The sequence below is a fragment of the Peribacillus sp. NPDC097224 genome, assembly GCF_044761985.1.
Lineage (GTDB): Bacteria > Bacillota > Bacilli > Bacillales > DSM-1321 > Peribacillus.
Genome location: NZ_JBIWDK010000008.1, coordinates 185,944 through 211,808 on the forward strand (window position 1 = coordinate 185,944; position 25,865 = coordinate 211,808).

At 40.3% G+C, this 25,865-nt stretch carries 30 protein-coding genes and 1 pseudogene; 16 read left to right on the forward strand and 15 right to left on the reverse strand.

Features of this window, described 5'->3' with window-relative positions; all coding sequences use genetic code 11:
* Window position 1: 1 nt before the first annotated feature.
* The 8 genes from arsB to ACIQXR_RS16360 form a co-directional block, all read right to left on the reverse strand.
* On the reverse strand, window positions 2-1,060 hold the full coding sequence (arsB, locus tag ACIQXR_RS16325; RefSeq protein WP_403080437.1) for an ACR3 family arsenite efflux transporter: 1,059 nt from the start codon (window positions 1,058-1,060) through the stop codon (window positions 2-4).
* Window positions 1,057-1,368, reverse strand: coding sequence for an ArsR/SmtB family transcription factor (locus ACIQXR_RS16330; protein ID WP_403080439.1), 312 nt, complete (start codon window positions 1,366-1,368; stop codon window positions 1,057-1,059). The genes arsB and ACIQXR_RS16330 overlap by 4 nt, the downstream gene beginning before the upstream one ends.
* 272 nt (window positions 1,369-1,640) lie before the next feature.
* Complete coding sequence (locus ACIQXR_RS16335) at window positions 1,641-2,336, reverse strand: ABC transporter ATP-binding protein (RefSeq protein WP_403080441.1); 696 nt, start codon at window positions 2,334-2,336, stop codon at window positions 1,641-1,643.
* Window positions 2,333-3,145, reverse strand: a complete 813-nt coding sequence (locus ACIQXR_RS16340) for an ABC transporter permease (protein ID WP_403080446.1) — start codon at window positions 3,143-3,145, stop codon at window positions 2,333-2,335. The genes ACIQXR_RS16335 and ACIQXR_RS16340 overlap by 4 nt, the downstream gene beginning before the upstream one ends.
* A 130-nt stretch (window positions 3,146-3,275) precedes the next feature.
* On the reverse strand, window positions 3,276-3,803 hold the full coding sequence (locus tag ACIQXR_RS16345; protein WP_403080448.1) for a nitrous oxide reductase accessory protein NosL: 528 nt from the start codon (window positions 3,801-3,803) through the stop codon (window positions 3,276-3,278).
* Window positions 3,800-5,065, reverse strand: a complete 1,266-nt coding sequence (locus tag ACIQXR_RS16350) for a right-handed parallel beta-helix repeat-containing protein (RefSeq protein ID WP_403080481.1) — start codon at window positions 5,063-5,065, stop codon at window positions 3,800-3,802. Before ACIQXR_RS16350 ends, ACIQXR_RS16345 begins: the two co-directional genes overlap by 4 nt.
* Window positions 5,066-5,619: 554 nt before the next feature.
* Entirely contained in the window at window positions 5,620-6,207 is a 588-nt protein-coding gene (locus tag ACIQXR_RS16355; RefSeq protein ID WP_402987129.1) for a GNAT family N-acetyltransferase, read from the reverse strand.
* A gap of 129 nt (window positions 6,208-6,336) precedes the next feature.
* Window positions 6,337-6,984 carry a glycosyltransferase gene (locus tag ACIQXR_RS16360; protein WP_403080483.1) on the reverse strand — a complete coding sequence of 216 codons (648 nt, stop codon included), beginning with the start codon at window positions 6,982-6,984 and terminating at the stop codon, window positions 6,337-6,339.
* A gap of 158 nt (window positions 6,985-7,142) precedes the next feature.
* Here ACIQXR_RS16360 and ACIQXR_RS16365 point away from each other — a divergent pair, with 158 nt between their 5' ends.
* From ACIQXR_RS16365 to ACIQXR_RS16385, 5 genes are read left to right on the forward strand one after another with little or no spacing between them, the layout of a single operon-like run.
* Complete coding sequence (locus ACIQXR_RS16365) at window positions 7,143-7,655, forward strand: DUF1572 family protein (RefSeq protein ID WP_403080450.1); 513 nt, start codon at window positions 7,143-7,145, stop codon at window positions 7,653-7,655.
* Entirely contained in the window at window positions 7,655-8,059 is a 405-nt protein-coding gene (locus ACIQXR_RS16370) for a PH domain-containing protein (protein WP_402987125.1), read from the forward strand. The genes ACIQXR_RS16365 and ACIQXR_RS16370 overlap by 1 nt, the downstream gene beginning before the upstream one ends.
* Window positions 8,060-8,097: 38 nt before the next feature.
* Window positions 8,098-8,256: a VOC family protein gene (locus tag ACIQXR_RS16375; RefSeq protein ID WP_403080453.1), complete on the forward strand. Its 159-nt coding sequence runs from the start codon at window positions 8,098-8,100 to the stop codon at window positions 8,254-8,256.
* Window positions 8,246-8,434, forward strand: a complete 189-nt coding sequence (locus ACIQXR_RS16380; RefSeq protein ID WP_403080455.1) for a VOC family protein — start codon at window positions 8,246-8,248, stop codon at window positions 8,432-8,434. The genes ACIQXR_RS16375 and ACIQXR_RS16380 overlap by 11 nt, the downstream gene beginning before the upstream one ends.
* A gap of 47 nt (window positions 8,435-8,481) precedes the next feature.
* On the forward strand, window positions 8,482-8,943 hold the full coding sequence (locus ACIQXR_RS16385; RefSeq protein WP_402987121.1) for a VOC family protein: 462 nt from the start codon (window positions 8,482-8,484) through the stop codon (window positions 8,941-8,943).
* 410 nt (window positions 8,944-9,353) lie between these two features.
* On the opposite strand, the gene ACIQXR_RS16390 is transcribed toward ACIQXR_RS16385, so the two are convergent.
* Entirely contained in the window at window positions 9,354-9,863 is a 510-nt protein-coding gene (locus ACIQXR_RS16390) for an SH3 domain-containing protein (protein WP_403080457.1), read from the reverse strand.
* 406 nt (window positions 9,864-10,269) lie between these two features.
* On the opposite strand from ACIQXR_RS16390, the gene ACIQXR_RS16395 reads away from it, so the two are divergent.
* On the forward strand, window positions 10,270-11,202 hold the full coding sequence (locus ACIQXR_RS16395) for an ABC transporter ATP-binding protein (RefSeq protein WP_403080459.1): 933 nt from the start codon (window positions 10,270-10,272) through the stop codon (window positions 11,200-11,202).
* Window positions 11,199-12,155 (forward strand): ABC transporter permease, encoded by a 957-nt coding sequence (locus ACIQXR_RS16400; protein ID WP_402987115.1) that lies wholly within the window; start codon window positions 11,199-11,201, stop codon window positions 12,153-12,155. The genes ACIQXR_RS16395 and ACIQXR_RS16400 overlap by 4 nt, the downstream gene beginning before the upstream one ends.
* Before the next feature lie 125 nt (window positions 12,156-12,280).
* Here the strand turns inward: ACIQXR_RS16400 and ACIQXR_RS16405 are convergent, their stop codons facing one another.
* The 3 genes and pseudogenes from ACIQXR_RS16405 to ACIQXR_RS16415 form a co-directional block, all read right to left on the reverse strand.
* Complete coding sequence (locus ACIQXR_RS16405) at window positions 12,281-12,694, reverse strand: SET domain-containing protein (protein ID WP_403080485.1); 414 nt, start codon at window positions 12,692-12,694, stop codon at window positions 12,281-12,283.
* A 12-nt stretch (window positions 12,695-12,706) separates the two neighbouring features.
* A pseudogene (locus tag ACIQXR_RS16410) lies at window positions 12,707-13,786 on the reverse strand (CotH kinase family protein); the annotation flags it as partial.
* A gap of 96 nt (window positions 13,787-13,882) precedes the next feature.
* Window positions 13,883-14,122, reverse strand: a complete 240-nt coding sequence (locus ACIQXR_RS16415; protein ID WP_403080461.1) for a hypothetical protein — start codon at window positions 14,120-14,122, stop codon at window positions 13,883-13,885.
* A gap of 212 nt (window positions 14,123-14,334) precedes the next feature.
* Between ACIQXR_RS16415 and ACIQXR_RS16420 the strand changes: the two genes are divergently transcribed.
* From ACIQXR_RS16420 to ACIQXR_RS16430, 3 genes are all read left to right on the forward strand, one after another.
* On the forward strand, window positions 14,335-14,655 hold the full coding sequence (locus tag ACIQXR_RS16420) for an antibiotic biosynthesis monooxygenase family protein (RefSeq protein ID WP_402874169.1): 321 nt from the start codon (window positions 14,335-14,337) through the stop codon (window positions 14,653-14,655).
* A gap of 109 nt (window positions 14,656-14,764) precedes the next feature.
* Window positions 14,765-14,929 (forward strand): hypothetical protein, encoded by a 165-nt coding sequence (locus ACIQXR_RS16425; RefSeq protein WP_402957333.1) that lies wholly within the window; start codon window positions 14,765-14,767, stop codon window positions 14,927-14,929.
* Between the two features lie 295 nt (window positions 14,930-15,224).
* On the forward strand, window positions 15,225-16,055 hold the full coding sequence (locus tag ACIQXR_RS16430) for an STAS domain-containing protein (RefSeq protein WP_402957335.1): 831 nt from the start codon (window positions 15,225-15,227) through the stop codon (window positions 16,053-16,055).
* A gap of 158 nt (window positions 16,056-16,213) precedes the next feature.
* On the opposite strand, the gene ACIQXR_RS16435 is transcribed toward ACIQXR_RS16430, so the two are convergent.
* Entirely contained in the window at window positions 16,214-16,738 is a 525-nt protein-coding gene (locus ACIQXR_RS16435; protein WP_403080463.1) for a GNAT family N-acetyltransferase, read from the reverse strand.
* Window positions 16,739-16,856: 118 nt separating this feature from the next.
* Here ACIQXR_RS16435 and ACIQXR_RS16440 point away from each other — a divergent pair, with 118 nt between their 5' ends.
* From ACIQXR_RS16440 to ACIQXR_RS16460, 5 genes are all read left to right on the forward strand, one after another.
* A complete protein-coding gene (locus tag ACIQXR_RS16440) occupies window positions 16,857-17,006 on the forward strand; it encodes a hypothetical protein (RefSeq protein ID WP_402874177.1) in 150 nt (49 codons plus the stop codon).
* Window positions 17,007-17,270: 264 nt separating this feature from the next.
* Window positions 17,271-17,915 (forward strand): FMN-dependent NADH-azoreductase, encoded by a 645-nt coding sequence (locus ACIQXR_RS16445; RefSeq protein WP_403080466.1) that lies wholly within the window; start codon window positions 17,271-17,273, stop codon window positions 17,913-17,915.
* Window positions 17,916-18,182: 267 nt separating this feature from the next.
* Window positions 18,183-18,746 (forward strand): Ltp family lipoprotein, encoded by a 564-nt coding sequence (locus ACIQXR_RS16450; RefSeq protein ID WP_403080487.1) that lies wholly within the window; start codon window positions 18,183-18,185, stop codon window positions 18,744-18,746.
* A gap of 239 nt (window positions 18,747-18,985) precedes the next feature.
* The gene (locus ACIQXR_RS16455; protein WP_402957341.1) at window positions 18,986-19,741 is read left to right on the forward strand and encodes an SDR family NAD(P)-dependent oxidoreductase; all 756 of its coding nucleotides are present in this window, start codon (window positions 18,986-18,988) and stop codon (window positions 19,739-19,741) included.
* 219 nt (window positions 19,742-19,960) lie between these two features.
* Complete coding sequence (locus ACIQXR_RS16460) at window positions 19,961-21,229, forward strand: L-lactate MFS transporter (protein WP_402874188.1); 1,269 nt, start codon at window positions 19,961-19,963, stop codon at window positions 21,227-21,229.
* A gap of 486 nt (window positions 21,230-21,715) precedes the next feature.
* On the opposite strand, the gene ACIQXR_RS16465 is transcribed toward ACIQXR_RS16460, so the two are convergent.
* The gene (locus ACIQXR_RS16465; protein WP_402874191.1) at window positions 21,716-23,128 is read right to left on the reverse strand and encodes a hypothetical protein; all 1,413 of its coding nucleotides are present in this window, start codon (window positions 23,126-23,128) and stop codon (window positions 21,716-21,718) included.
* 260 nt (window positions 23,129-23,388) lie between these two features.
* Between ACIQXR_RS16465 and ACIQXR_RS16470 the strand changes: the two genes are divergently transcribed.
* Window positions 23,389-25,188, forward strand: a complete 1,800-nt coding sequence (locus ACIQXR_RS16470) for a hypothetical protein (protein ID WP_402874194.1) — start codon at window positions 23,389-23,391, stop codon at window positions 25,186-25,188.
* A 106-nt stretch (window positions 25,189-25,294) separates the two neighbouring features.
* Here the strand turns inward: ACIQXR_RS16470 and ACIQXR_RS16475 are convergent, their stop codons facing one another.
* Window positions 25,295-25,840, reverse strand: coding sequence for a PadR family transcriptional regulator (locus ACIQXR_RS16475; protein ID WP_402874197.1), 546 nt, complete (start codon window positions 25,838-25,840; stop codon window positions 25,295-25,297).
* Between the last annotated feature and the right edge of the window lie 25 nt (window positions 25,841-25,865).

Genomic DNA, 25,865 nt, shown 5'->3' on the forward strand with positions numbered 1-25,865 from the left:
CCTATAACTTGATTGTTTTAAAGTATTTCTTTTGCCAATGTAAAGCCACACTTACAAGCCCAATCAAGACCGGAACTTCTACAAGGGGCCCTATGACGGCAGCAAATGCTGCATCGGAATGAAGACCAAACACGGCAATCGCCACGGCAATGGCTAGCTCAAAGTTATTACTGGCGGCTGTAAAAGAGAGGGCAGCCGTTACCGGATAACCTGCACCTGCCTTGCGTGAAGCAAAGAAGGATACCACAAACATGATGATGAAGTAGATGAATAACGGAATGGCAATCCGCAGTGCGTCAAAAGGTAGCTCAACGATTTGATCCCCTTTTAGTGCAAACATCATCACGATCGTAAACAATAGGGCAAGAAGGGTGAATGGTGAAATCTTCGGTAAAAACTTTTCTTCGTATACTTTCTCTCCCACCGTTTTGAGCCCGATAAAACGTGTTAACATGCCTGCTGCAAACGGAATTCCTAAGTAAATGAGCACACTCTTGGTAATCTCCCAAACGGATATCGCCACATTGAATGTATCCAAACCAAACCAGCTAGGCATTACATTTAAAAATAGCCAGGCAAATACAGGGTACATGAAAATTTGAAAGATTGAGTTAAACGCCACTAGGCCAGCTACATATTCCCTGTCGCCTTTTGCAAGGTCATTCCACACAATGACCATGGCAATACAACGAGCCAGACCAATCATAATGAGTCCGGCCATATATTCCGGGTAGTCATGCAGGAAGATAATCGCTAAGAAGAACATTAAAAATGGACCAAGTAGCCAGTTTTGAAAAAGTGAGAGAGCTAAGACTTTTACGTCTTTAAACACTCGCCACATTTCTTCATATTTCACTTTCGCTAATGGGGGATACAACATAATGATGAGACCGATGGCAATGGGGATACTCGTCGTACCCACACTTGCGACATCCAGTAGTTCCTTGAAATTCGGAAGAAGTAAACTAATGGCAATCCCAACAGCCATCGCTACAAAAATCCATACCGTTAAATAACGATCCAAAAAGGAAAGCTGTTTGGTTAAAGGCTGTTCACTCATGACGAAACATCACATTCAGATCCGCACTGACATGTATCTTGCTTCTCTATTTGAGCGAGTACCGTCTGCATAAGGGGCGTTTGTTCCTCCACTAGCCGATAATGTTTCCATGTGCCGACTTTGCGGGCCACAATAATTCCGGCTTCCTCCAGCTTCTTTAACTGCTGGCTTACGGCAGGCTGCGATAAACCAAGCACATCGACTAAATCACATACACATACCTCTCCGCCTTTCAAACATGAAAGGAGGGTAAGGCGATTCCTATCTGCTACTGCTTTCAATTGCTTCTCAAGTAAAAGAAAATCCATTTCATCACCTCTGAATATTAATATATAAGAATATACTTATATTATGACTTTTTAGCTCAAATTGCAAACGTAAAAAAAGATACAAATAATGTATCTTCAAATGGTTCTCTCCTTATCAAGCAGGAATTTTAACATTTCCTGTAATGGATGTATCAACTAAAGCAAGAACAAAGCATGGAAAAAGTGATGATAGGAATGGAGCCAACCGCACGATTGGCTAGGTGTAGCACACATTCTATTTGTTACAGTTAATCCGTGAAAGGCAAGGAATCCTATTGTCGGTGAAGCTTCAACAATTTCATTGTCGTCTCTTCTATTTTGTTGTCATTCTTGATTATCTGAATGACTTCCCCTTGTTTCATAAATAGTATAATATTGCCCGTCTCGGCTGCTACATCCATCATATGGGTAGAAAAAACAATGATTGTACCATTTTTTTTAATTTGATTAAGGATTTCAATGAACTGGTTTACCCAGTAGGGATCCAATCCATTTGTCGGCTCATCCAGTAGCAAAACATTCGGTTTGGCTAAAATGGATTGTCCGAATAATAAGCGCTGCCTCATGCCCTTAGACAAACTTTTCACTAGTTCACGTTTCTTATCAACAAGGCCTATCAAATCGATTACTTCATTAATCCTATCGCTTTTCACCTTCCGTAAAGATCCATAAAAACTAAGGAACTCTTCAACCGTCATCATTTCCTGGGCTTGGAAATCATCAGGCATGAACCCGATTTCGCTTAAATAGTTCTCGCGTTCATAGTTCATTACTCTTCCATTAATAGAAGTTGTACCACTTGATGGATAAAGAATGCCCGCAATTATTTGCAATAATGTACTTTTGCCAGCACCATTTCCACCGCATAAGACGACACAAGTTCCCTCCGTTACTTCAAAAGAACATGGATATAATGCCGTCTTTTTCTTATAAACCTTCGAGACACCGTCCACTTTTAATCCTGTCATCGCCGTTTCCTCCATTCCAGCATGAGCATCGAAAATAATAATGTCAGTGACAAAAATCCAATGACATATAATATATAGGTAATGATTCCGAAAGGAGAGTCCAAGAAAGTCATAAGTGAATCATAGGCTTGACCAAAAACTGCCCCTGCATCAAGTGACAGAACAAAGGACACCCGAATGATTTCAGCGGGATTGGCAAATAAGAAGAATTTCATCATGGGGGCAATCCAAGGATAAGGGAGCACACCTAAGATACCAATCAATGCAGTCGGCCAAATCATGATTAGAAAAAACCAGATAATGACGGAAATTGATAACGCCTGCCACCTTGTCGATACGATACACCCTATGGTTATGCCAAGGATGAGAAAGAAAAAAATAAGAGTAATAGAGAAAAAGTAAATAGATAAAAGCCAATCACCGGAAAAAATGCTCCCACTCACTAGCCCTATTGCCAAGCTAATCCCATAACTGAACGTAAATACGATCACTTGAGCCGTGAATTGACCACCTATTTTCCCCACTATGTATGACAATGTAAATAACGGATAGGTATTCAACAACCGCCATTGTCCATTCTCCATCTCATTGGCGATTGCAAAGGAACCAATGATTAACATGAAAAGTGGAATGATATATAATGCGACATTGACTATAGTACCAGTCGTATTGGTATAACCAGTTAAGGAGGGGGAGCTGCTTTGTAATAAAAATAAGAGAGACAATACAGCGACCCACAAGCCAAGAAAAGAATAATACGATCGCTGTCGAACTGTCATGCGCAGTTCAGATAACCAAATATTCCACATCTTCATTCCTCTTTTCGAACATTCTTCGGCCATCTCACAAATTATCTCAAAATAGAACGATCAGAAACCCGATAAAGTAAAAGGAGCCGCCCGAAAACGGAGCGGACCCCTATTCTCTTAATGAAAATCATCACATATGACTATCCTCTTCACCGTCAGAATGTGAATGTTTCTTCATTTTTTGTTTCTTCATCATTTCATGGTTTTGCTCCCAACCATAGTCAGCTAAATCGTTTGCAGACATTAGCTGACTGCCTTCATTTTCAGTGGCAAACTCTTCAGCTGAAGCTTTATCTTTAAACGATACTACATTATAGGCCATTGGTGTTTTAACCGATGGATTGTATACATACGTTGCATCTTTTCCTAAAATCCATTCTTTATCGTTGTAGTCACGGACAAATTGAGCATCCATTTGTTTGTTTTCATTAGCATGAATCCAATCATACATACAGCCTATATCATCAAAAACCATGGATTTACCATTTTCTAAAATAATTTGGGTAGCATGTTGATCGTTAACAACGGCCATATTACATGTTTCACAAGTGTCCGTCGCTTCATTAATGGCAACAGGTTTTACCTCATCATTTCCACATGCTGTAATACTCATCATGATTCCTACCAACGCAAGGAAACTAAATAGTTTTTTCTTCATCGTCTTTTCCTCCCAAATATAAATAAACTACAACTGGCTACTATCATCACTGCACTCATACACCATAAAATCAAACGAGATGATTGTTCTTTTTCTACTTCCATGGTCATGTCCATAAGAGGGGCTGAATCTATTAACAACTGTTCATATGGACTTTTCAACATATTTTGTAACATGATAATTCCTGGTGCTTGAAAAAACAGTTGATATTCCGGAACATCCGCCGTTAAGGTAAGAAAATATGGGTCGGCTGTATAGACAATATCGCTCTCGCCATTTCCGTTTACATCAACTTTGCTAGCAGCGTCCCAATAATTACCGTTCAATTGATTCTTTGAGCTTTCTATTGCCTGGGCATCGTTGACGTTTCCAACGAATGTATTATTTACTGCGTTGTTTCCATTCGATTTTAAAAACTGTACTCCAGTAAAATTGTCCATGATCTTATTGAATTCCAATCGGTTGTTCTCAGCTTTTTCGATAAAAATGCCTACTCGATTGGAAATGAACTCATTTCCGGTCACCTCAGTATCAGAAGCCAAGTATAGTAACAGTCCTTGAGCATTCACACTATTATTATTAGAAGAAAATTGATTATTATGAACGACTGTGCGTTTTGATTCCATTAACTCCGTGCCTGTTGTATTTAATCTAGATACATTTTCTTCAAGTATATTATCGTCGGAGAACATGAGATGCATACCATAACGGGATTTCTGGATGTTATTCCCACGTAAGGTGTTCTCGTTGCTTTGCTCTAAATAAATTCCGTCAGAAACATTCGTGATCTTAAGGTTCTTAAACTTATTTCGGTTTGATTTCCATAAATCGATTCCATTCCCTCGATTTATGCCCATAATCTCGCTGTCTTGGATTGTCACGTCATTTGCATTGTCGAGCCTAATCCCTAAATGCCTCGTCTCAATGTTTAGTTTTTCCAGATTATGATGAGACCCCGTAACATAAATAGCTGTGTCTTCTTTATCACTCCCACAATGTTCCACCATCATATTTTTTAGAGTAACACCCTTGTTGAGAATGGTAACTACCGGTTTATCCTCACAAGAGCGAAGAAGGACTTTACCTGTTCCTTCTAGGGTTACTGGCTTGGAGATTATTACTGTCTCCTCATACTCTCCCTCCTCTATTTTAATCGTGGCACCGTTTGGAGCTTCAACAATTTTAGATTGTAAAGTGCCTGTGGCTTCTGATACAGCTGGCAAGCAAAATGATAATAAGAGGAGAAACAAGATATAATACATTATTTTCACTTCTTTAGTCTCCTCGCTTTCGAATGGATTCACACTTTAGTCTAGCTAATAAATGTATAAATTTAATGAGGATACCAACCATGCTCATGGTGTACAGACAACATTTCCTTGAAGTGTAAATGTTCATAACATTAGTATAGACAGAATGAAAAGATTAAATAATATGATGATCATTCTATTGAAAGAGAAGGCAAGAGAAGGAATTCGAGGAATCTTAGAAGAATTGAAGACTTTCTTATTATAGGAGAAGGGAAAAATGGAGAAGAAGCGATTAAACGTACCGAAGAATTAATGCCTGATATGATCCAAATGGATATTTAAATACCTGTAATGGATGGACTAAAAGCGACTAAAATTCAAACCATATGTGAAAATTGTAATGATTACGGTTTTAGAGGATATCATAAATTTATTTGATGCGTTAAAAAAAGGAGAGGAGTTTATGAGAAGTATAAACGAGTGGATATTGGTAATGACAGAAATGAAATTTACAAGGTATTCATCGATCATTCCTCCAACTAAAGCAGCTTGAAAGGACAAGCTGCTTAAATGTTATTTTCCGTTTTGGGCTGATGAAGCGGGGAGAACTCCTCTTGTAGTATGGAGTACATGTTAAGATCTTGATGTTTTCCTTTTGCGAAGATGCCTTTTCTCAAGGTTCCTTCAAATGACATACCTATTTTCTCCATCACCCGTGCGGATCCTGTATTCTCCACGAAACATCTTGCTTGAATTCGAACGACATTCATCCGGTTAAAGCCAAAGGCAATCACTTCATTGGCAGCTTCTGTCATGATTCCCTTTCCCCAATAATCTTGAGAAAGTACATAACCGATTTCGGCCACACGATGCCCGACCAGCCACGAGACAAAATCAATGGTTCCGATGATCTTCCTAGTCTCTTTATACTGGATTCCCCACGGAGCGACATGCTTATTCTCATATTGTGCCATGGCAAAGTCAATAAAATCTCTAGTATCAGCCAGTGTCTTATGGTTATCCCACGTGACGTATTTTGTCACTTCTTCATCAGAACCGTAAACATGAATATCTTCAGCATCTTCCCACGTTATTTTCCTCAGGATTAGTCGTTCCGTTTCTAAAGTAGGGAAATTTTCGAATGGATTCTCCATTTTATCACCTCTTTTTCTGTTAGTTATTACCATTGTATAGAAAATTCCAAAAAGATACAGAAAAAATAGCATTCAATGAAAGAATGCTACTTTACCATTGCTATTGCTATGAAATATTTCGTTCAAAATCTAAAACTTCTTAGGAAATTGCTTGATAATCCCTTTGGTTAAAACATCCGCCAATATAATAATATGGTCTTCTCCTTTATCAAAAGCAACAATTTCAGCGTCTGTGTCCTTTTTAAGTCGGGCACTCACTTGGTCTGTCAACAATTGCAGATGCATATATAACAGTTCCTTTAATTCTTCATTGCTCCAATTTGGATTGGCTTTGCTGAGAAAGAGGGCGATATCATCAGCGTTTTTATACCATTCCGTATTGTATTTCTTGAAGTTATTTTGGTTTCCGCTTTTTGCTGCCTCCACCACTTTTCCTGCTATAAGGATATGTTCCCTTAGCAGTTGGGCCAGCTTGTTACTGGCTTCCTCCCCATAATAGGGCTTAATGGCATTCCCGATATCATCCTGGTTTTGTAATAACCTTGCTAATACTTGTTCTTGGTCATCCAGGTCTGAGATGGCACTGACAATATAGCTTTTTGTCCAGATGATATGATCAATCCAAAGTTTCCGTAAAGCACTTTGTAGTTGAACCGACGTTTCTTCCATACATTGCCTCGAAGGATTTGCTTTACCTTTGGCTTCCGTATGTAGAGGAAAGAAAACTAAGGCGAATGACATAATCAATAACGTTACCTTCATGAACAGGTTTTTAATAAAAAACATCTCCTTTATTTAAGATGAAATACTGGCTTATTATTTGATGTAGTTCCAGTTTTTACTCCTAAGTCACCTGAAACTTATCCCATTCAATCAGTGATAAAGAGAAGGAAATCCCCCTTTAATAGAGAAATACATACAAAGGGGATGGTGAGATGTCAAACGATATTTCTTCTGAATATATTAGGGTGTTTAAATGGCGGTTTAAGGATATGAAATATACAGCGGATAAGGCGATGGAACAGCTTGATGAGGAGATGCTTTTTTGGTCACCGAATGAGCAATCCAATAGTATCGCCATCATCGTGAAGCATATGAGCGGGAATATGGTTTCACGGTGGACGGACTTTTTATATACAGATGGGGAGAAACAGTCCAGGGACCGAGATGCGGAATTCGAGCCTGCCATTACCAGTCGAAAAGAGTTAATCGAGGTTTGGGAAAAGGGATGGAATGTCCTTCATTATTCCTTGCATGCCATCAAGAAGGAACATCTGCTTCGAGACATATTCATTAGAAAAGAACCCCATACCTTGATTGAGGCCCTTGAGCGACAACTGTATCACTATTCCTACCATATCGGCCAGATCGTCTATATAGCCAAGCTGCAAAAGGGGGATGCCTGGAAAAGTTTGACCATCCCAAAACGAGTAAAAGGAGAGTTTTAATGAAATTTCAATCAAAGAAAGATTGGTGGACTTACCCTGTCTTCTTAGGGATAATCATCGCAGTCTTCATCCCGCTATTCACGGATCAAGACCTGACAAGTCTATATATAGGCGTGCCGGTAGCCGGTTTGATTCTTTGGATATGGTTTACGACCTATTATGTGATAGAGAGAAATAGTTTGGTCGTTCGGTCGGCATTCATTCATAAAATCATCCCGGTCTATGAAATCAGATCGATAAGAAGAACCTTTAATCCATTATCTTCGCCAGCGCTTTCACTCGACCGGTTGGAAATCCTATATGGGAATGGCAAAACGGTGCTTATTTCCCCGGAAAATCGTGAAAAGTTCCTTGAGGAATTAAAGAAATTGAATCCCTCGATTGTCATTGTCCTGAAGAAATAAAGGTCTTAAGGAATGAAAAATATGTGGGAGGCGAGAAAATGAAATTAGCTTTTTTATGTCATCCAGTCAAATATTTAAAAGGTTCATCCCGTTACTATCGGGAAGTGTTGGGATTTGAAGAAGCTTGGCAGGAAGGGGACCATACGGTTGCGTTAAAGCTTCCGGATAGTGATGTGCAGTTAATGCTTGGAAGATGATGAGGAAGGATTCTCGGCCGGTGGCGTTTTTATCGTGGATAGTGTAGACCGGTTTTACCATGAAAACAGCACATTGGATTTTGTGAAGGAACCATGTGATATTCCACCAGGTAGATACGCCATCTTTCAAGATCGCTCGGGAAACCTAATCCGCATCATCGATAAAACGAAGAGTTGAAGGGGAAGACACCCTTTTTATCCGACATAGCAGAGGAGAGCCAACCCATGATCAAAGGCCTGTATGAAGCACATTTACCTGTATCAAATCTTGCTCGATCCATCGAATTCTATGAACAACTGGAGTTAGAACTAGCCTATCAAAATGATACCTTAGCTTTCTTTTGGATTGAGAAGGGGCGTAGTTGGTTAGGGTTGTGGGAAACGGATAAAGTGCAAACCCCTTACCACCCTTCTCTGAGGCATGTTGCCTTACATGTGGACAAAAAAGATATTGAACATGCGAAAGAATGGCTGGGAGATAAGGGAATTCAGATAAAAACAGCTTTCGACTTTCCACCTGATAGGCAGCCGCTTATTCTACCTAATAACCCTCATGCCCACGCAGCCATCTATTTTCAAGATCCCGATGGTAACTCCCTTGAATTGATCACCCCTTTAAGATTGGATGTCGAAGAAGACTTTACCATGATGTCCCTGGAGGAATGGAGTAAAAGACGTAGGGTTTAATAAATGGGAGGCAGATGAAATGAATTGATTACATATAGGTATTGTGAAATCTTCCTATTCGATAACACGTTTTTCTATAGAGTAGGCTATAAATTAGATAGTGAAGGGGCGGATCGAATCTTATAGTTAATCCCCATTTCTCATATGATTATATAGCGTGATTTCCTTCAAATGCACTTAGACGGACTTCTGAATATCCATCAACTGAAACATTTTCTAACCTATAATCTTAAATTAAAATTCGAATTTCCTTTGTAGATTCACAAAAAGTCATTCAATATGCTGACTATAATTTTTTACGATTAAATACGAATGATTCTTATTCCACCTAAAAAGAGATAAAAGAGCCACACCTATTAAATATATCTAATAGATATGGCTCTTTTTTAAGTTTTTAAGGTATTACTTAATTAACCGTGATACCAGCCTGTTTTACAGTTAATATATACAAGTTGATGCCAATCACCTTTTCCATCGAATTGTATATACATATCATAATAACCTAGATCACTTTTTTCTAGTTTGGTTTTATCTTTTTTGCCAACATAATTTTTCTTAATCTCGTTAATTGTTTTTGTTTTTACTCCTGGTGACCATTTATATGGATCAGCAAAGTGGAGTTCGTGTGTTTTTACATAGCCGTATTTACCTTTGTATTTGATTTTTGACCAGCCATATTGTTCAGAAGAGGACAAGTTATCCTGATCCTTACCGATAGGTACGCCACCATATACTTTTACGATTGTCCCAACCTTAATTTTCCCCAATGTTTTATACGATGTTCCTGCTGAAGATTTTACAGAAAGGACTGTTGCTGCATAGGCTTTGTCATAGCTTGTGGTTTTAGCTTCGGTTGAATTGAATGATAAACATAATGTTAGTAAACAAACACTTGCAAAAATCGAGATAATTTTTTTCATTCTAACAACACTCCTAATCAGTTACATAGATTTATTTTATAGAATTTTTTTCCTTTTTTATCATATCATGCGTAGTTATATAATACTATGTTTTCAAAAATGGTTTTGAATAAGTAGTAATCTTAAAAAAGAACTTGGGGAATTTTCACCAAGCTCGGTTATTTAACTATCATTTTTTTTACTGTTCCTTGGAGAAACAAAGAAGGCGAAAGGCATCCGTAAAATAGAAATGAGAATGATTTAGGACCTTCAAACGTTCTTTCTTTATTAAATACTTGTAGCAACATTCTTTTAGAACATAGCCTAAAATAAAGAAGTACTTATAAACTAGATGGAAAATAAGTGGATATTATGATACGTTTATACTGGTGACTTATAGGTCAATTCAAAAAAAGGTAGGTATATTATGTCGGAAACAGTTCTTAAGGTTCAATCCTTGAAGAAGAAAATTGGGAAAAACGTCATTGTCGATGATGTGAGTTTTGAAATCAAAAGCAATGAAATATTCGGTTTGCTTGGTCCGAATGGAGCGGGGAAAACGACGATTATCCGGATGATCACGGGTCTTATTAATCGCACGGGCGGCAGTGTCATGATCAAGGGGCATGATCTTGATAAGGATTTTGAAGGGGCGATGAACCAACTAGGGGCCATTGTCGAAAATCCAGAGTTCTATAAATATATGACGGGCAGAAAGAACATCATGCATTATGCCCACATGTCACATAATAAGATTTCCCCTGAGCGAATCGAAGAAGTGATCAAGATCGTCAAATTGGAAGAGGCCATCGATAAAAAGGTGAAAACCTATTCATTGGGCATGCGTCAGCGTCTTGGTGTAGCACAGGCCATCTTACATAAACCTTCTTTATTGATTTTTGATGAACCGACCAATGGCTTGGATCCACAAGGAATACGTGAATTCCGTGACCACTTGAAGCTGCTGGCAAGTGAGGGAGTGGGCGTGTTGATTTCTTCGCATCTCCTTTCAGAAATGCAGTTAATGTGTGATACCTTTGCCATTATCGAAAAGGGTAAATTGATACATACGGAAGAAAAGAGAACAGAAGAAAAACAAGAGGACATTCATGAAGTGGCCTTTACGGTTAACGATGGGGAGCGGGCAAAAACGATTTTGCTAGAAGAGTTTCCTAGTCTTCCAGTGATCAAGCATAGTGCGGAATCCATTTCCGTATCAGCGACACGTGGACAGACGGCCCGTATAAATAGTAGTTTCATAAAGAATCAAATCGATGTCTATGAAATCGTGGTTACTAGAAAATCGCTAGAAGATAAGTTCTTTGAAATAACACAGCAGGGAATGAGGGAAACGGTATGATGTCCTTGATACGCAATGAATGGATGAAGATTTTTCAAAAAAAATCGAGCTATGTGTTTATCGGTTTCCTTCTATTAATGGTAATCGGCTCGGCGTTCATTGAAAGTAAACTGAATCCAGTCGATAAAGATGCAGACTGGAAGCAAGATGTGCGTGCAGATATAAAAGAGCAGGAAAAACAAATGAAAAGTCCGGAATTTGATGATGAAGACAAGGAATTCTTCAAGGAACAAATGGAAGTTAACGAACAACTTCTCAAGGAAAACATAAACCCAGACCTTCAAACGAACTGGACGTACATGGCGGAATGGACGACATCCATCACTTCATTCATTACTTTATTTGTCGTCATCGTTTGTAGTTCCCTCGTGTCTTCCGAGTTTTCGGATGGAACGATTAAGCAGTTGTTGATCAGGCCTTATAAACGTTGGAAGATCCTACTTTCCAAATACATTACTTCCCTATTATTTGCGGCACTATTACTTGTGATTTTACTCGCATTCAGCTATCTAATTGGTCTTTTATTCTTTGGAAGTGGTTCTTATACAGATAAAATCATGGATCCGACTTCTTTTGGATTCGCACCTGTTTTAGTTGGCGAATATGTTGTGAATATGATGGTCTATTGGATCCCTGGATTCTTGGTGATCACAGCCATCGCCTTCATGTTAAGCACATTATTTAAAAGCCAAGCCCTTGCGGTGGGGATTGCCATCTTCATTTTATTTGCTTCTTCTACGTTGACTGCGATCATTCAGTCATTTATTGAAAAAAATGAGTGGTTAAAATTTGTCTTATTTCCTCATCTCGATTTAAGAGGATATATTTCTGAAACGGTGAACATGTTCGAAGGGGCATCCCTTGGTTTCTCTATAGGTGTGCTTGCCGTCTATTATTTCCTATTCTTAGCGCTAACCTTTTTCTTCTTTCAAAAAAAGGATATTACGAATTGATGGTGTAATTCGTTGGAAAAGTCGAAATCCCTTTGGGGGTTTCGGTTTTTTTTTGAAAAGGAAGAGGTAGAAGATAGGTTTATAAAAGTAAAACCGTTCGCTTTACGGAACGGTTTTTGCAAAAATTACTCAATTACATCAAACCATAGAGAATCTGTATCGTCCACCTCGCCATTATAATTGATGGTGATTTCCTCCCCGGCCAATATATCAGCATATGCATAAAAGTCGATGGTCATCCGTTCTTCATTATTATCAAACCTGGCATTTGGGGTATAGGAATGATTAAATAAGGAACCATATCCTAGGGCAATCGCTGTATCATCGTCTCCCCAATAGAAGCAATGTTCAAATAGTGAGGTTTTCTTTAAGTATTTCCAGTCCTTTTTAGGCGAAACGACAACAGGGGATACCTCTAACAGTTCATCTTTTTTTATATCCCGTGTAGCGAAAATCCCGCGTCCATATTTTCCTGTGTTTTTCATGCAAATGGGTGCCACTGAGGAATCTCCTTTCTGCCAATCCTGATTCGTTTTCATGTGTTCCTTATCTAGGGTTTTTAGTTGTGTTTTTAAATAAGCATTCCGTTTGCGAATGAATTCAAAGATGAATTCAGGTTCTTGATCGAATACATCGATCTGCCCCTTCTTATAAGGATCGAGGAGGACATGGGGTCGTAACGCTTGATGGAGGGTGTGTACTTTATCTTCCATATAATCGACCGTGAATGTTGTTTCAAGAATTTCTTCTACTATATCTTTATAGCGTGTACGAAATTCAGGAATTTGTAAGAGAAGGGCGTTCAGGTGGTTTTTCTTTACTCCTTCAATAGGCACGTACGTGTGCTCCATGACCCCACCGCTCACTTTCCGTCCCCATGTTGCATCATAGTCCCAAGGAATGATTTCGAATAACCCCGTTTTACTATTGCGATATAAGGCATAGTTGTGGGTGAATCCATCGTTATTCATCGTACAAACGGCTGCAGCTAACCAGCGTAAGTAAGAATCAATATTTATTTGCCGTGCGACGACATCATGTAATTTGGGTAAAGGGGTCGTATTGATTTTGTGGATGAAATGATGAAGGAAAAGATCGTCTGACTCGATGCCATACACTCGTTTATAACCAGAAAGAAGCGATTGTTTTGGTTTTCCATCTCTCTCCAGGGCAAAGTTTGCATCATTGCCAACGGCGTAGTAGATGGGGCCGGAAGGAAGACCTCTTTTTTCTAAAAAACATTCATCCACGGATTCCAATTGTAAATAGACGCCCTTTAAGTCATCATTACGTGTTAAATTGATAGGCTGACTTCGTGGGGATAGCACTCCGAGGTCTTCGAAGAAATCTAGGGAAAGCTTATTCCGCATTAATGAGGGATCTCTATATTCAGCGTTCAGATGAATCTTTCGAGCACCATAGAATCTTTCGGGTTCGATGAAATCCACCCAATAGGACCGTTTCCGGAATTTCCGTGTATATGAGCCCCGATAGGCCATATCGATGTCATAGGTATTCTTACCAACCTTTAAATAGGCGGGGATGGGGGTGTTGCTCCAGACATTTTCCCGTAAATGATCCAAATCATTTTCTTCAATCGTCAAGAAATAAGAGGGAATAGGATAGCTCATACCATTACCTACCTTTTATACTAGTGTTAAGAAAGAAGCTTCAGCCTGATGAAGCGGCTACTAGTCACCAAGCTGAAGCAACCATCATTCATTTACCTATCTTCTATTTCTTCTCTTTTTCCTACATCCAGTCGTTGTATCTCCAGTGAAGAAATCGTCAGTGAAGGTATCTCCGGTAAATGGACTACCAGTAAACGTTCGGCCAGTGTACGTGCCACCAGTATACGTGTTGCCAGTGAATGTGCAGTCAGTGGACTTGTGTCCAGTGGACTTGCTACCAGTAGACTTATGACCCGTAGAATGTTTACCCTTTTTTCCTTTTTTTCCTTTTGGCATTCAAACCCCTCCTTTCAGAAGCTAATGGTATAGTATGCAGGGTCGTCCGAGCTTGAATGTGTTTTTGCAAAATCGGGCGAAAAATGATGAAGGGAAAGGATATTTGTCACATAACTAAGAATGGGGGCAGCTTGAAGTTACTATTAATTGACAGTGAGAATCATTATTGATTAAACTAGTTAATAGAGAATAGAGTGAAGGGGATGTGCACAATGTTCGTTCAAATGAAAAAAACAGTAGTAACAGAAGGCCATGCAGATCAAATCGTGCAAAAATTCAGTAGAGAAGGTTTGATTGAAAAGCAAGAAGGGTTCGTCGATCTAAGTGTATTGGTCAAAAAGGTGCGACGGGGCGATGAGGAAGTAATCATCATGATTCGCTGGGAATCAGAGGAATACTGGAAGCAGTGGGAGAAGAGCGACGCACACATTGCTGGACATAAAGCCAATCTTGGCAAGCCAAAGCCTGATTATATCGTCAGCTCAGAAGGCGGATTGTATGAAGTGAAAGCAGTGAAATCGACAGGAAAGTAAAATATGAGTCAGCCAGCATGTTTATGATGGCGGCTTTTTTTATATACGGGGCTACTCATGCATACTCCTTCCATGATAAGACACCCTATATCATGGAGGTGAATACCACATGGATCAATCAAATTTGAAAAAAGATGAAAAGCAAAAGCGTGAGGATAATTTAGTCGGCGGGGAAGACTTTACGACTCAACAGCTTTTGAACGGGATGAATGGCATCTCGGAAATCTATCGTCGTGATAATAGTGACGAAGACGAAAAAGAAACGACTGAATAAATAGGAATGTGTATGTAAGCATAGCTGAAAAGTTATGCTTATTTTTCTGTCTGTGGTCGAATAACTAAGGGCTGTGGTTGAATAAATCCTATTCGTGGTCGAATGAATCAAAAAAGTGAACGAATGCATCAAAAAATGAGGTCGAATGTCACTGAGCAGGATAAGTTCACTGCAGATATTTCGACTTTTTAAAACTGACCGATTGACCATTATCTATTTTTATTAGCATTTAGCAGGAAAAACCTCCTGTCACAGAGAAATCTAGGAGTACAGATGTGACGAAAAAGGAGTGGGTATGTTGAGCTTTTCCATTAATGAAGAAGACAAAATCATGGAGTTCCTCCTAGAAAAAAAGGATGATTTCGAGCAGCAAATTTTGGAAGAGGCAGTCAATGTTAGAGAAAAAATCGAGGAAATCCTGCTGGTTGGGAATGTGGACCTTCTGAATAATGCGCATAAGCTGGTTCGGTACATCGTGGAACAGAATGAGGCAGCCATCATTGCTTTTGCTGAACAAGAGGGAGAAGCGTGGGCCACGCACTCCTTGACTCTTTCATTCAAGTTGGAATGGGTTCAGGCCATTCGCAGAACGTTATGGAAATTCCTTTATGAATATGAACAATTACAAGATACATTCAATAATGTGGAAGTGTTTTTCGATTTAGAGAAGAAAGTGAATGAACAGGTCGACCAATTTCTTAAAGCGTTCTTCATTCGTTACTCGGATTATAAGGATCGGTTGATCTTATCGCAACAGAACTTGGTGGAGAACTTATCCGTCCCGATCATTCCAATTACCCCAAGTATCTGCATCCTGCCTTTGATTGGGGATATGGAAGAATCACGCATGTATATCATCGAGGAAAAAGTACTGATAGAGATAGGAAAACTAGGGATACAAGTTTTGATATTGGATTTATCAGGAATCGTCGATATGGAAATTTCCGTCCTTAGAAAGTTAATGAACATTCTGGATGGGACGGCGATGATGGGGTGTAAAGCGGTAATCACTGGCCTCCGTCCTGAGATCGTTACGAAAATGGTGAGATCTGGAGTGTGCTTTGGTAATAAAGCAGAAACGAAAGGAACGCTGCAGCAGGCGTTGCAAGATTATTTAATCGTATAAGATGAAGTGATCTCTCAATATCGGTTATATTTTGACCGGAATTACGGAGAAAAAACAAGTTCTACATGATGGAAATGCCGTTATCGATGGAGTCCAACGAGAGCTTGGAAATTAGAGACTGCCCAAGATAATGCTTGGCAGTCTCTTTATGCATTCCCCTACTTAATCAAGGAATACATATACGTATCGTGTGGGACTCCATTTTGATACATGTACTTTCGAAGGATCCCTTCCTCGACAAAGCCTGCCTTTTTTAATAACTGACTGGATTGGACATTTTCCGTAAACACCACCGCACCGATACGCGTCAGACCGAGCTCATTGAAACCGAAGGCCGTGATTTCTTTGAGCGCCTCTGTCATATACCCTTTATGCCAATGATCCGGATGGAGTTCATAGCCAACTTCGGCTCTTCTGTTTTTGGGAAGGTAGGCGTGAAATCCTATCGTTCCAATCAGTCCAGGTATCCCTTTTCTTTCGATTCCCCAACGAATGGCCCGTTTCTCTTTATAGTTCTCAGCAAATTTTTCAATGATTTCCCTTGCCTGTTCGATACTTTCAAACGAATCTTGCCCATAAAAACGTGTAAGGTCATCATTGGAAAAGCACTGGTAGATTTCTGGGCTATCGATTTCGGTAATTTCCCTTAAGGTCAGTCTTTCTGTCTCGAGTATCGGAAACATCTGTATCATCCCCTTCCATTCTTGTTATTCGACCTTGAGAAGAGGAATCCTGCCCTATACATGTTTTTCAGTTTCCCGGACAAGATATGCTTATCCTTTACTTAAAGGGGGGATTATCATGGGTAAAAAGCATCGTAATCGCATCAGTTCACCGAAGAAGAATAACCATATTCCAGAAGAAGCCATCATTGCCGAACATGAAGCACACGGTAAAGAGTATTCTGCGGAAAAACGTAAGAGAAGCAATCCTGGCCAGAGTCAAGACTAGAACAGAACCGCTTAGCCTTAAGGGCCGAGCGGTTTTTTTATGCTTGGGGTTAGAGTGATTCGCAATCGTCGATGCACAAAGTACTTTGTCTGCAGAAACGGTACATGTATGGAGTTATTGTTATTTAAAACATAATAAAAGTATAACGAAAACAAATCTAATATGTTGACAGAATAGGATGGATGATACAAAATATAATTATCTTGAAATAAAGATACATTATTTTAAAATAACTAAATGTAGGATAAATGAGGAGAATATATAATGAATGTATTAGTAGTGAAAGCAAACAACCGTCCGGCAACAGAAGGAATCTCAAGCAAAATGTACGAAACGTTCATGGCTTCATTAGAAGGCAAAGACGTAAATGTAACAACTTATGATGTGTTTGAAGAAGATACACCATACTTCGGTCAAGAAATTTTCAACGCGTTCGGCAAAGTGCAAACAGGCGGAGAGTTAACGGATGTGGAATCACGTCTTTTGGCTGCTAAACAAAAAGCAATGGACGCAATCACTGCAGCGGACGTAGTGGTATTCGCGTTCCCATTATGGAACTTAACAATCCCGGCTAAACTGCATACATTCATCGATTATGTCTTTGCGGCAGGATTTGCATTCAAATATGATGCAAATGGGAACATGGTTCAATTAATGACTGACAAAAAAGCGATCTTCCTAAACGCTCGCGGCGGAGTTTACTCAACACCGGAAGCGGCTCCGATGGAAATGGCTGTTAACTACATGCGCAACGTATTTGGCGGCATCTTCGGCATGGAAATCATCGATGAGGTCATCATCGAAGGTCACAATGCAATGTCTGATAAAGCACAAGAAATCATTTCTGCAGGGTTGGAAGAAGTAAAGGCTTCCGCACAACGCTTAGTAGAATTGGCTGTTAAAGCATAATAAAATATATGGGTAATATCAAAAAAGGCATTTGAGTTTCGATTCAAATGCCTTTTTTGAGTAATGGATGATGACAATTGGCTAGAAAACAGAAGGCCCTATTTTATGTTGTTTTTTTAGGAGTCAGGACAACGAACAAATGCGAGTTTCTACCAATTCTTAATAACTTATATGATTATCTAATCCAAACGGTATAATGATATAGGTATTTAGGTATATTTAAAAAACATGTACGAAGAAATGCGAGGGAATATTTTGAGTAATCAGATGACCAAGTGTAAAGCTTGCGGTAAGGAAATTGCAAAAGGAGTAAAGAAATGCGTTCATTGTGGAAAAGATCAACGTAATTTTTTTATGAGGCATAAAATTTTCACCGGTATTTTAGTAATCATCATCTTGGTGATTATCACTTCATTAGGCGGGAAAGATGATGATACCAAGGTAGAAAATGATAATAAAGTGGCAGAGCCAAATAAGGTAAAAGACGACAAAAAGGTAGAAGATGATAAGAAAGCACCAGATAATGTACCAAACGAACATAAGGCAGCATTAAAGAAAGCAGAAACGTATGCGGAAAACATGGATATGTCAAAAGCAGCGGTTTATGATCAATTGGTTTCAGAGCATGGAGAAAAATTCCCAGAAGAAGCGGCACAATATGCTATCGACAATATAGAAATTGACTGGAAAGAAAATGCGTTGAAGAAAGCAAAAACGTATGTGGATGAAATGGATATGTCAAAAGCAGCGGTTTATGATCAATTGGTTTCAGAGTATGGGGAAAAGTTTACCAAAGAAGAAGCTCAATATGCTGTGGATCATTTAGAATAATATTCACATGAAATACCAACAAAAAACGTTGAATCTGATTCAGCGTTTTTTTGTTGGATTTTTTAACGATAAACAATCAATAGAGGATGCCAGTTGAGTAAACAACGTGTGCATCGACTTAATCCCATGGTCGTGGGATTGATAAGGGATATGTTTTAAGGGTAGTTTAATTATATAGAGACAAATTTTTGATTTTATTACTAGAAAAAGCAATAATCATGGTGAAGGAAGGTGTTTATATGAAAAAATTAGAAGATAAAGTGGTCTTGATTACTGGTGGTGCTGGTGGAATCGGTGCTGGTATGGCTCATGCGATGGCGAAAGAGGGCGCAAACGTAGTCATTGTCGATGTGAATGAAGAAACAGGCAGGAAAGTGGAGGCCTCGTTGCAACAATACTCACCTAATTCGATGTTCATTCGATTCGATTTAACGAAGCATGATGAGTTAAAAGGGTTAGTGGACCAGGTTGTGGAGAAATACGGAAAGCTGAATGTGCTCGTTAATAATGCTCATGTATCGAGACAAATTCCCTTTATGGAAACGACTAGAGAGAATCTGGATTTATCATTCAATACCGGGTTTTATCCAACATTCTATTTAATGCAGGCGGCCGTTCCCCATCTAAAAGAAACGAAGGGAAATATTATCAACTTCGCTTCTGGGGCGGGGATTAAAGGGCAGCCGACACAAGCGGCCTATGCAGCGGCAAAAGAAGCGATTCGTGGTCTTACCCGTGTCACGGCCAATGAACTTGGCGGATTTGGAATCACCATCAATCTAATTTCTCCGATTGCCAACTCGGAAGGCGTGCAAGCTTGGGCCAAAGCGCATCCCGATATGTACGAAGGAATGCTGGCGGGTATTCCGGTGGGGCGCTTGGGTGATCCCGAGGAAGACATCGGTCGCGTGGCTGTATTTTTAGCTTCCGACGATAGTAAATATATTACTGGTCAAACGTTGATGGTAGACGGTGGATCCATCATGTTACATTAAAAGGTTCGGGCGCGTTGATTCTATCGACGCGCTTTTATCATGCTTCAATACGTTCCCCTACCCACTTCGTTCATTAAACTGGTTGTTTTTTAAATGAATTGTCTAATAATTATCCATATGTTACTATTTTTGTAGATATTTTACGTGTGGATTGTTTTCATCTACGGGTATTTTGTCTAAGTATGATGTTTCGTTCATTTGTAAGGGGGATGTTGGGGAATGGGGAAGAAGACGAAGAATAGGTGGTTGATTGCTGTTTCTGCAGTGGGAATTCACTTGTCGATTGGTTCGGTGTATGCTTGGAGCGTATTCACGAAGCCACTTGCAAGCGAATTCGGTTGGGATTTGACTGATATTAGCTTAACATTTAGTATTGCGATTTTGTTTCTTGGGTTATCGGCTGCATTTCTTGGTCATTTTGTTGAAAAATATGGACCTAGGAAAGCGGGGATTCTCTCGGCGATTTTTTTTGGTTTAGGTATTACGGGGTCCGGTGTAGCGATTCATCTGGAATCCTTGCCTCTCCTTTATATTTCTTATGGCGTTTTCGGTGGGATTGGGCTCGGTGTAGGCTACATAGCACCGGTATCGACCTTGGTGAAGTGGTTTCCAGATCGCAGGGGTCTAGCGACTGGCCTAGCCATTATGGGCTTTGGGTTTGCGGCACTGATTAACTCGCCAATCATCCAGGGTCTGATTGAATCGGTAGGAATTGCTACTACCTTTTTCATTCTTGGAACTGCTTATTTCATCATCATGATCGCTTCCTCTCTTTACTTGGAACCTCCAGAGAAAGGCTGGCTACCTGTGGGGTATAAAGAGAAAATCAAAACGGGCAAAGTGAAGGCATTGCAAGATCTTTCGCAGTTGACCGCTAACGAAGCAGTTAAAACAAAACGTTTTTATTATCTATGGATCATGCTGTTCATTAATATAACTTGTGGGATTGCCATCATTTCAGCTGCCTCCCCGCTTGCCCAGGAAAGTATTGGGTTAAGCGCCGCTGCTGCTGCGGCACTAGTGGGCGTGCTCGGTGCCTTCAATGGTCTTGGACGGATTGGCTGGGCATCTGTATCGGATTTTATTGGTCGCCCGAATACGTATACCATATTTTTCACGATACAGGTCATTGCCTTCCCGCTCTTGATCATTACGGATAACCCGGTTATCTATCAAATTTTATTAGCGATTATTTATACATGCTATGGTGGAGGATTCGCTTCCATTCCAGCGTATATCGGAGATTTGTTCGGTACGAAGCAGTTAGGTGCCATTCATGGATATATTCTAACGGCATGGGCAGCTGCTGGGCTCGTGGGTCCGATGTTTGCTTCATGGATCAGGGAAACAACCGGGAGTTACTCCCAAAGTTTAATCGTATTCACTGGTTTTTTCGCCGTTGCATTGATTGTTTCCTTATTGATTCGTCTGGACATAAACCGATTGAAAAAAATCCAGACGAACGAAAGCCAGGATATCAGTGTTTGATGGTAAGTAGTTTGTATAATGATAGAATAAGAAACTCGCTGATTTCTTCCTCAGCGGGTTTTTTAAGTAAGTATTTAAGGACATTCATTTTGCCCTAAACGATGAAACCAATTCATCTCCTTATTCAAACGATTATTCAGGATCTTTTTCAGTTCTTTCTTTTCAGACCCATTCTTTAGACCCTTAGATAACTTGCATGCCCAAACCCTTGGTATGACTGGGTTTTGGAACTACTTCTTTTATCACTTACGGCTACCTATTCACAATCCACATATACCATCCACAACTCACATCCTATCAGCCGACATCCACAGGCGGATATCCACAATCCACAAGCGAAATTCTTTAATTCACAGCCACGTCTTCTTATCCACAGCCGCTTTAAAGGACAAAAAAAAGAGAGCGGAATCCGCTCCTGTTATGAATCTATGTAAATGATGAAAAAGGGCAGGGGAAAAAACACTAGCTTAGGAAGGTAGTGTGATGTTAAGAAGGCGATGCAGCAAAGGCATCGAGCCGACCACGTTGTATGGCGAAATAGGATTGGATGGTTTCCTTTTTCCTCGTGAGTGTATATTGCTGGTTGGACGGTGATACAGCCGCGTTGCCGAACTTTCCGATTAAAGCGAGCAGTTTGTCCAATTGATCATATGTATCATTTCTAAGCGCTATGATATATTCCGAAGCGGTCCTTGTGGGTACCGGGTTGGTTGTCGGTGCAGTCATTTCCTCTTCTGTTTCGATTGTCTCGGTCGCCGTCTTCACGCGGGATATGAGCCACTCTTCGCACCAGCCGTTCAGTATGGAATAGATGAAGTCCGCTTGCTGAAACTTGAGGCGGATCGGTTCGATGTGTTGGTTCACTTCCATATAGTTCACTTCCCGGCCAAGTGCCTTCTCTGAAATCTCTTTATGAAAATGTTCACGGTCAAGCAGGGACTTGATGGACTCGGCCTGGTGGGCATACTTCGCCATTTGTTCTAATGTTTCATTATAAACAATCGTGCTTAAATAAGCCGATGCCTGTTTTGGTTCAGTGAGCAATGGTTTGTTGGCACGCAAGGCCTTGCCGAATTTCTTGAGTGCTTGTGAATAGACGAATCGCGCAAGGGTCAGCAGTTCCTTTTGCGTATCGCTCGGAGTTTCCGCTTTTTTTGCATCTTTAAGAAACGAGCGGAAAATGTACTTCCCGACCCGTTCCAACTCCAGGCAGACGGCATCGCTGATATGGCCAGGAAAGCCCGCATTGAAAATGGTCCGGCGCAGTCCTGCCCGCTCGCCACGGTTTTCGCGATACTCTCCAAGCGTCCCTTCCTTAAAGGTAAACATCATCACTTCTTTCTTGGAGAAAGCCTTACTTGTGAAAGCAATCGTAACGAGATCGCCTAAGCCTGCTTCATAGATGGCATCCATCGCTTCGTACAGGCGCTGTCTTGTGAATAGGGAAGTGGAGTCCGAAACGAATTCATGATAATCGAACATCACTTCTTCCGATTTTGAAACCGACATCCGGTAAGCGGCCATCAGCAACAGACGTTTTGCCGAAATCGTCAACCCTTTGAAAGCCTCATGATAAAAGAAACGGTATTTCTTGCAATAACGATCGGTCTTATGGTTAAAGCCAAGGTTACTTGTCGGTCCAAGGTTGAACTTATATAAAGCATCCTCATCTTGTTGAACGGGTACGAAAACCTGCGTAAGGTCTCCTTTTGGTGACGTGAATTTCCTGATGATCTGCTTCAAATATTTTTCCGATGTCCCCAAACTGCTTGCCATTGCATGAAGTGGGCTCTGAATGACCCCATCCCAATCACTATGCAGCAAAGAGTACAAACACGCATCAAATTCAGTGGAGGATACATGTTTCAATAAGTAATGGTACGTTTCTTCATAAATCATCCGGTTCCGTCTCCTTTTAGTATCCGCCTACATCCATTGGGCAGAGGGTATGATCTAACCAAATTGTTCTTCATCTTATTGAAGCTTTCGAAAAGAATCACTTCACCGTCTATATAAACTTTAAAAAGGAAAAAGTAGCATGCTCTAAAAATTTTTTTTAAAAATGATTAGGTTTGTAGGGGAGTGGCAAAAGTGGCTGATTAGTTGTGTTAAAATTAGGTAGAATTAGAAAAATAGATAAAGGGAGTTTTTTTGTAATCATGATATTTTCATTACTAGCATTTATCTTAAAAGGGATCGTGACGAAGCTTCCGTTTGCTTTATTGGGACTTTCCCTCATTCCGCAAAGGTGGTCCATAGCCGTCAGGAAAAAAGATTGGCTCTTTTTCACTGAACAGGTTCTGCGGCTATTACTGGCCGCTGTCATTTTATTTTTTATCATCGATATTAATCTACTAGACCAAACGGTTGAAGCGTTCTTTTCCAACTTGGCCATAGTATTTGGGTTGTTCCTTATCGTGGATGCAAGCTTGTACCTATCGAGGGATAAAGAACCTTCCCTAAAAAGACGTGACCGGGAACAAGGCGTTTCGAAGCGAGTGAGAACTCCTTGGAATGTCCATGCCATGTATATCATCGGTTTATTGCTGATTGCCACTTGGGTGATCATGCTGTTTTATCCCCTTACGATTGCCGGGAACCTTCATGGGTTAGCCGATGTCGTAAAGAAGAATAAACTAGAGGAAGTCCAAGATATTAAAACGATGCCACTAGTGACGGTGAAAATGGCTGATGCAAAGGGCGATGCTGCCATTAATAAAATCCAGAATGCCTCATATTTCACGGAAGGTGAATACCGTCTGACCAATATCAATGGCGAATTGACGTATACCTCTCCCATTGAAATGGACGGATTCCTGAAAGCTGGAAAAGCCGAATACACGCCAGGATATAACTTGATTTCGGCCATAGCGACCGATAAAGGTGCGAGCACGGTGAAAGGGAAGATGCTGTATGCCCCGTCACAGTATTTGGATTATGATGTAGATAGACAGATTCATAAGGCGTATCCAACCAAAGTCATCTACGATTCATACCTGGAGCCAGATGAAGAAGGCAAGCCTTTCTTTGTAGCTTCGGTTGGCCATTACTTGAAATACAGAAGTGGGTCCGTCGTGGATGGGGTGGTAGTGGTGAATCCGGAAACGGGTGACACGATCTTCTATCCATTAGGAAAAGAACCGAAATGGGTGGACAGAACCTTCACTGAGGAAACGGCTCTAGAGTATTGGAGCTATTGGGGAAAATATGTTCACGGGTGGAAAAACCAATCACTCATCGGTCCGAAAAAAGATGTCTTGATTCCGAATGAGGAAAATATGCAAGTCACCTTTAATGATAAAGGCGAGTTGATTTATGTCGTCGATTTCACGAGGGCCAAATCAAAAGGGAACTCGAAAACGCTGGTAGGTTACGGTGTGTTCAACGCCAAGACGGGTGAAATGACATATTATAAAGGCGTGACATCCGTTTTAACCGGTAAAGAAGCAAAATCGAATGCCAATGCGAGTGAATTCTTATCCAAATATCCAGGATGGAAAGCGACCAATGGCGTGTTCTATACGATATACGGGGCACCGACCTATGTGATCCCCGTTACAAAAGGAAGCAAGTTCCAAGGGGTGGCCATTGTGTATGCCAATAGCGACAATCCTCAAGTAGCTTTCGGGAAGAACAAAGATGAAGCATTCCGGAACTATAAGAAACTGATCGCTTCCTTAGGGAAAGTCAATGGAGTGACGCCCCAAAAAGGATTTGAAATGAAAGAGGTCAAAGGGAAAGTCATCAGAATCAATGATGCCAATCTTTCGAGTGGGTATGTGTTCTATCTTATCGTAGAGGGCAGCAGCAAAAGGTTCTCGATTGATCCTTCCGTTCAAGGATTGTCCGATGTAGTCTTGACCAAGGTAGGAGACCGGGTCATCTTGAACGTGATGGACATGGAAGAAGAGATTGTTCCCGTCGATCAGTTCACGAATGTAGATTTGCCGAAGAAATAAAAGAAGCCGTGCGTACTCCTTGAAAGGAGCGCACGGCTTGTTCAATGAAAAAAACTGTACCTCCGATTGTTAGGTGTGTCTAACAAAGAAGGTGCAGTTTTTTTCTTTATAATTCCCCTTGTTGAATCCGTTTAATTACCTCATCAAGCCAGTAAATGGTGTGATCTGCTCTGGATGAAAAGTATTCACCTAAATATTCCACTAGCTTTTCTTTATCATGGTCTTTTTCCATCTTCATCTGTTTTTCAAAATCCGAAATTTGTTCCCACTTTGCAAGGAACTTCTTTTTGTTGTTTTTCAGGATTTCGACTACCTTATCACGGTCTACATATTTGAGGTATGCAAGTCCCACCACCATATCACTAATGGAACTGGCATTTTCAAACAACTTATAGATTTTCTTCGGAAGTTCTTCACGGCCTTTAGCCGTAATCCCGAATACTTGTTTATCAGGTCGATGATCTTCTTTAATGATTTCGACTATCTCGATTAAGCCTTGTTTGACTAGCGAATCAAAATGGTAATACAGCTTACTTTCTGTCAGCCCACCCAGTTGATCGAAAGGGATGGGTTCAGACAGCTGCTTTTTTAATTTATATGGATAATTATTATCCTTCATCAGTTTGCTCAATATGAAAACTTGAATGGGCATCTCTAAGCTCCTTCAGAAAATGGTT